The following is a 5,691-nucleotide window of genomic DNA, read 5'->3' as shown; positions in this document are numbered from 1 at the left end:
TGGGTCTGGATGAGTACATCCCGACCCAGCCGCGGCTGAGGCAAATGTGGGTGTTTTTTACGCTCTATTACCTAGTACCTGGCAGTTCCATTACCTAGGAGACGAGGAGGTCGGTGTCGATGGTCCTCGCTCTGACTGTGTGCGGGTCGGTGATCGCGCTCGTGGTGGTGGGGCTCTTCGTCTTCGGACTGCGCCGCAGACTCATCCAGCGCTCCGGCGGCACCTTCGACTGCAGCCTCCGCTGGAACGCCCCCGAGAAACCCGGCGACGACGAGAACGGCAAGGGCTGGGGCTACGGCGTCGCCCGCTACAACGGCGACCGCGTCGAGTGGTTCCGCGTCTTCTCGTACTCCCCCCGCCCGCGCCGCGTCCTGGAGCGCTCGGCGATCGAGGTGGCCGGTCGCCGCACCCCGGAGGGTGAGGAGGAGCTGGCGCTGCTCTCCGACCATGTGATCCTCGCGTGTCTGCACCGCGGGACCCGCCTTGAGCTGGCGATGAGCGAGGACGCTCTGACCGGTTTCCTCGCGTGGCTGGAGGCAGCCCCGCCCGGACAACGCGTCAATGTGGCCTGACGCTGCTGTGATCTGACGCTGCTGTGACCTGACACCGCTGTGATGCGAGCCGCCGCATCAGCCGGTGCCGCGAACGGCACCGGCTGATCGGGATCCAATCTCTCCACCGGGGGTGCCCATCGCGGTATGCCGGCATGATCCCCGGGCTCCTGCAGAAAGGCCGCAGGCAGTCCGATGGCCCAGTTGGCGATTGCCGCGGTACGTCGCACACTGTCGTACGTCGTCACCCGTCCAGATCTCCCTGGGTGCCAACGGTCACCGCTTCCGATCAAGTTGAACGACAACGATCAACGGTGATCAAGGGAGAATCCGTGCCGACCGTGAAGAACGTTCGGGCCTGGCCGTGGCCGCACTGCTGACCGCCTCCGCGGCGGTTACCGCCGCGCCCGCGACCGCCGAGCCCCTGTCCCCGAGCCGGGCGTGGCTGGTGCCGTAAGGAGACACCGCCGAGTTGATCGAGCAGATCAGCGAGGCGAGCACCCGCGGGTGGGGATCCCTCCTGCTGGCGTCGGGATGCAGATACGAGCTCACCGCCCCGGCGGGGCTCGCAGGCCCCAACGGTGCCAACGGATTGCCGGCCATCACCGGGAACGACACCATCACCGGGACTAGGGCCTCCATCGTCCGTGACGCGACCACGCCGTTCCGTGTCGCCGAAGTCGGTCCGCAGGGATCACTCAGCCTCAACGGGATCACCGTGTCGGGCGGCAGCGTCACCGGCGACGACGGGGTCGGCTCCGGTGGCGGCATCCTCACCGCGGGGAGACTCCTCATGGTCACGAGCCGGGTCACCGACAACACCGCTTCCCGTCTCGGCGGTGGGATCGCAGCCCTGTCCGGTGCCACGGCGCGTCTCGTCAGCAGCACCGTCTCGGACAACACAGGGGGTGATGGCGGCGGGATTTCCGTGGCCGAGTCCGCCACGCTGACCGCGAACGCGGGGGCCATCAGGGACAACACGCGGAGTTCACCGGTGGGGGACTGTTCAACGCCGGCACCACGGTCCTCAATGGCACCGCGGTCGTGGAGAACGAGGCCGAGTCCTTCGATGGCGGCGGAATCCTCACAGGGATCGGTCCGCTCACCTTGAACGGTGGCCGTGTGACGAAAGCGGAGGCTTCTGTGCGCCGGCCGCGCCCTACGGGCAGTGCCGGTCGGTTCACCCCGGGCGGGACCAGCAACTCGTGTGTCGTACCTCTACGTCGGTGCCCCGTTCAAGTCCTCCCTGGACACCACCTCCGGGCCGATGGCCGACGGCAACCCCGTCACCATCAACGGCACCGGCCTGTCCACGGCCACCAGCGTGTCCTTCGGAACCACCTCCGTCACCCCCACCGTGGTCAACGACGGCCGGCTCAGCGTCGTCGTGCCTGCGGGCCTGGCGGCCGGGCCTGTGTCGGTGAGCGTGACCACCGCGGGCGGCACCGGCAACGGCCTGACGTACACCTACGTCGACAACCCCACGATCGGGACCATCAACCCGGAAGAGGGTCCGACGTCGGGCGGGACCTGGCTGACCATCACCGGAACCAACCTGGACAGCACGACCTCGGTCACCATCGGTGGCGACACGGCGCCGTTCGAGGCGACCAGCGCGACCTCGCTGAGGGTGGTCACTCCGCCCGGTACGGCGGGACCGGCCGGATGTGGTCGTGACCAACCCCTCTGGATCGGCAACCGCCCTCGGCGGATTCCTGTACGTCGAGGCCCCCGGCGTCTGACCGGTCCGACCACCTCCCTGTCAGAGAGGCGATGAACCCCGTCCAGGCGGCAGTCCCCCTCCGCCCGGACGGGCTCGTCCCTACAGGCCCCGCCATGACGTGGTCACACGCGTTATCGGTCTCCCAGTCCCGCGTGAAGGAGTACAGCCATGGCTGCCCCTATGGTTTCTTCGGTCAGTCCCAACCAGGGGCCGGTCTCGGGCGGTACCACCGTCACCGTGACCGGCACAGGTTTCACCGGAGTGCCGGCCGTCCGCTTCGGAACCAAATCCGCCACGTCGTAGACCGTCAACTGCAGCACCCAGATCACCGCGGTGACCTCCTCGGGCACCGGAACCGTGAACGTCACCGTCACCACGACCCAGGGCACGAGCAGCCAGTCGGTGCCCTTCACCTATGTCACGACACCTACCCTGACGGGCCTGTCGCCGGGGCAGGGCCCGGCCGCCGGTGGGACGACGGTGACGCTGACGGGCTCGAACTTCACCGGTGCGACGACGGTGCTGTTCGGCGGGGTGGCCGCCTCGTTCACCGTCGACAGCGGCACCCAGATCACCGCGGTGACCCCCGCGCACGCGGCCGGCGCCACCGCCGTCACGGTGACCACCGCGGACCGGGGCATCTCATGGATCGGCGGCGTGATCCGGTTCGGTGACGGGGTGATCGGCGGCCCGATGGACACCCCGCGCAATCCTCCCCGGGTGGTGCACCACACCACCGAGTCCCCGGCCGGCGGGAAATATCTGGAGGCGGTGGCGTCGTACCTGATCAGAGTGGCGGCCGAGCCGCACCTCATTTACTGCCCGGTGACGGACCGGGTCGGACAGTTCGGCCCCTTGCACCACTCGGCGCGCGCCCTGCGCAACGACGGTTCCCGTCGCACCAACCGCGAAGGGCTGGTCCACGTTCAGATCGAGGTGCTCGGTCGCGCCGCCATGCCGTGGACCGACGGCTGGGACCCCCGGGAGAAGCCCGGGTGGCAGCGGATCCTCGCCGCCCTCCGTTTCCTGGGGTGTGCCGGACCGCTGGCCGGCGGGCCCTCCTGTGCCGTACGACGGGGGTCCGGCACCCCGTTCACGTTCTGTGTGGCAGTCGGAGGGCGGACACTTCGGCCACTGCCACGTACCGGGCAACGACCACGGTGACCCGGGCGCCATCGACACGGCGAAGGTTCTGTTCGCGGGAGGCGGGGCGGGGTCCCGGCCTACGCCGCCTGGCAGCGCAGCAGGGCAGGTGGTTCCTACCGTGGCCGTGACGCCGACGGGGTACCGGGCCGGGCTTCCCTGACCCGGCTCGGCGACAGACACGGGTTCACCGTCACGGGCGTGACCGCGAACGGCGACCTCGGCCCGCGGTGAGGTGCCGGGGCCGAGGCCGGTTGCCGGCCCAGTCTCGTCAGCCCAGTCCGTTCCTCATCGCGGTGACGAGCTCGCCGTTCGCGGTGTCGCCGCTGAACTCCCAGAAGAACGCGCCGCCCAGGCCCTGGTTCCTGGCCCAGGTCATCTTGCCGGCGATGGTCGACAGGGTGTCGTACGACCACCAGTTGCCGCCGCAGTGCGCGTACGCCGTGCCCGCGATGGTGCCGGTGACAGGGCAGGAGTTCTTGAGGACCTCGTAGTCCTCGATGCCCGCCTCGTACGTGCCGGTGGCCGCGCCGGTCGCCGTGCCGCCCGGGGCGGACTGGGTGACGCCGGTCCAGCCGCGGCCGTAGAAACCGATGCCGAGCAGCAGCTTCGCGGACGGGACGCTCTTCGACCTCAGCTTGGCGATCGCGTCGGCGGAGTTGAAGCCGGCGGTCGGGATGCCGGAGTACGAGGTCAGCGGGGAGTGCGGGGCGGTCGGGCCGGTGGCCGCCCAGGCGCCGAAGTAGTCGTACGTCATCACGTCGTACCAGTCGACCGAGGCCGCGGCCCCGCCGTAGTCGGCCGCGTCGATCTTGCCGCCGGAGGAGCCGTCGGCGGTGATGGCCGCGGTGACCAGGTAGTTCGAGCCGAACTCGGTGCGCAGGGCGGACATCAGGTTCCTGAAGGCCGCGGGTCCGCTCGTGTCGCAGGTCAGACCGCAGGCGTTCGGGTACTCCCAGTCGATGTCGATGCCGTCGAACACGTCCGCCCAGCGCGGATCCTCGACCACGGCCTTGCAGGACTTGGCGAACGCGGCCGGGTTCTGCGCGGCCTGGCCGAAGCCGCCCGAGTAGGTCCAGCCGCCGAAGGACCACAGCACCTTGATGTGCGGGTACTTCGCCTTCAGCTGGCGGAGCTGGTTGAAATTGCCGCGCAGCGGCTGGTCCCAGGTGTCGGCGACGCCGCTGACGGACTGGTCGGCGGTGTACGCCTTGTCGGTGGCCGCGTAGGCGTCGTCGAGGACGCACTGGCCGTTCTTGACGTTGCCGAAGGCGTAGTTGATGTGGGTGATCTTGGATGCGGAGCCCGAGGTCACCAGGTTCTTGACGTGGTAGTTGCGGCCGTAGACGCCCCACTCGGTGAAGTAGCCGAGGTTGATTTTTGAAGCGGGGTTCGGGTCGGTGCCGCCCGTGGTGCGTACGGCGGTCGCGCCGCTCACCGGGCCGGTCTGGTCGGCGGTGTCACGGGCCTGCACCGTGTACGAGTAGTCGGTGCCGGCGGTCAGGCCGGTGTCCGTGTACGAGGTGGTCGTGACGGTGGCGACCTTGGTGCCGCCGCGCAGGACGTCGTAGTTCTTGACGCCCTTGTCGTCGGTGGCCGCCGACCAGCTGAGCCTCACCGAGGTGTTGGTGAGGGCGGACGCGGTCGGGGTGCCGGGGGCGGAGGGCGGGGTGTCACCGGGGACGGTCGGGCCGCCGTCACAACTTCCCCCGCTCAGCTTGCAGTTGGACGGGGAGCCGGAGCCGCTCCCGTTGAAACCGAAGGAGATGGAGGCGCCGGGCGCGAGGGTGCCGTTCCAGGACTTGTTCTTGGCGGTCCAGTGGGTGGCGGAGGAGGTGACGTCCGCGTCCCAGGCCGAGGTGACGGCCGTGCCGGAGGGGAAGTCCCACTCGACGGTCCAGGAACTGATCGTGGTCGTACCGGTGTTCTCGACGGTCCACCTGCCTTCGAAGCCGGTGCCCCAGTCCTGGGTCTTGGTGTAGGTAGCCGTGGCTTCGGTGGCCGCGTGGGCGGGAGTTGCCAGGCCGACGAGCCCGGCGAGGGGGAGCAGCAGGGTGGCGAACCCCGCGATCGCTCTGTTTGCGAAGCGCATGTGCGCCTCCTTGAGAGTGTCGTGGGCATGACGTGCCGCAGTGCGGTGAGAGTAGAAAGGTCTGGACCACAGGTCAATAGGTCTGGACCAAATGCCCACGAGATGCGCCGGTCGGCGCTAGGGCCTGTATCTGGTTTCGATCAAGGGGTGGCCCGCGCGAGCTCCTTGATCCAGATCATCGA

General features: G+C 69.1%; 6 protein-coding genes. 4 read left to right on the top strand and 2 right to left on the bottom strand.

Features of this window, described 5'->3' with window-relative positions; all coding sequences use genetic code 11:
• Positions 1-119: 119 nt before the first annotated feature.
• The 3 genes from F3T56_RS30775 to F3T56_RS30760 all read left to right on the top strand — a co-directional run bounded on the left by F3T56_RS30775 (position 120) and on the right by F3T56_RS30760 (position 2,328).
• A complete protein-coding gene (locus F3T56_RS30775; RefSeq protein WP_149828622.1) occupies positions 120-572 on the top strand; it encodes a DUF2550 domain-containing protein in 453 nt (150 codons plus the stop codon).
• Positions 573-1,023: 451 nt separating this feature from the next.
• The gene (locus F3T56_RS30765) at positions 1,024-1,662 is read left to right on the top strand and encodes a hypothetical protein (RefSeq protein ID WP_149828620.1); all 639 of its coding nucleotides are present in this window, start codon (positions 1,024-1,026) and stop codon (positions 1,660-1,662) included.
• A gap of 96 nt (positions 1,663-1,758) precedes the next feature.
• Positions 1,759-2,328, top strand: coding sequence for an IPT/TIG domain-containing protein (locus F3T56_RS30760; protein ID WP_425473664.1), 570 nt, complete (start codon positions 1,759-1,761; stop codon positions 2,326-2,328).
• A gap of 77 nt (positions 2,329-2,405) precedes the next feature.
• On the opposite strand, the gene F3T56_RS50220 is transcribed toward F3T56_RS30760, so the two are convergent.
• Positions 2,406-2,687, bottom strand: a complete 282-nt coding sequence (locus tag F3T56_RS50220; protein WP_425473663.1) for a hypothetical protein — start codon at positions 2,685-2,687, stop codon at positions 2,406-2,408.
• Between F3T56_RS50220 and F3T56_RS46485 the strand changes: the two genes are divergently transcribed.
• On the top strand, positions 2,677-3,438 hold the full coding sequence (locus tag F3T56_RS46485; RefSeq protein WP_172639224.1) for an IPT/TIG domain-containing protein: 762 nt from the start codon (positions 2,677-2,679) through the stop codon (positions 3,436-3,438). The two genes, F3T56_RS50220 and F3T56_RS46485, sit on opposite strands and share 11 nt — an antisense overlap.
• A gap of 250 nt (positions 3,439-3,688) precedes the next feature.
• Here F3T56_RS46485 and F3T56_RS30750 read toward each other — a convergent pair whose 3' ends face one another.
• On the bottom strand, positions 3,689-5,509 hold the full coding sequence (locus F3T56_RS30750) for a glycoside hydrolase family 18 chitinase (RefSeq protein ID WP_149828619.1): 1,821 nt from the start codon (positions 5,507-5,509) through the stop codon (positions 3,689-3,691).
• Positions 5,510-5,691: the final 182 nt, after the last annotated feature.

Origin of the sequence: Streptomyces tailanensis (assembly GCF_008386495.1) — a bacterium.
In the GTDB taxonomy this organism is placed as follows: domain Bacteria; phylum Actinomycetota; class Actinomycetes; order Streptomycetales; family Streptomycetaceae; genus Streptomyces; species Streptomyces tailanensis.
The sequence above is the reverse complement of the archived record's forward strand: the minus strand, read 5'-3'. Positions and strand labels throughout refer to the sequence as shown.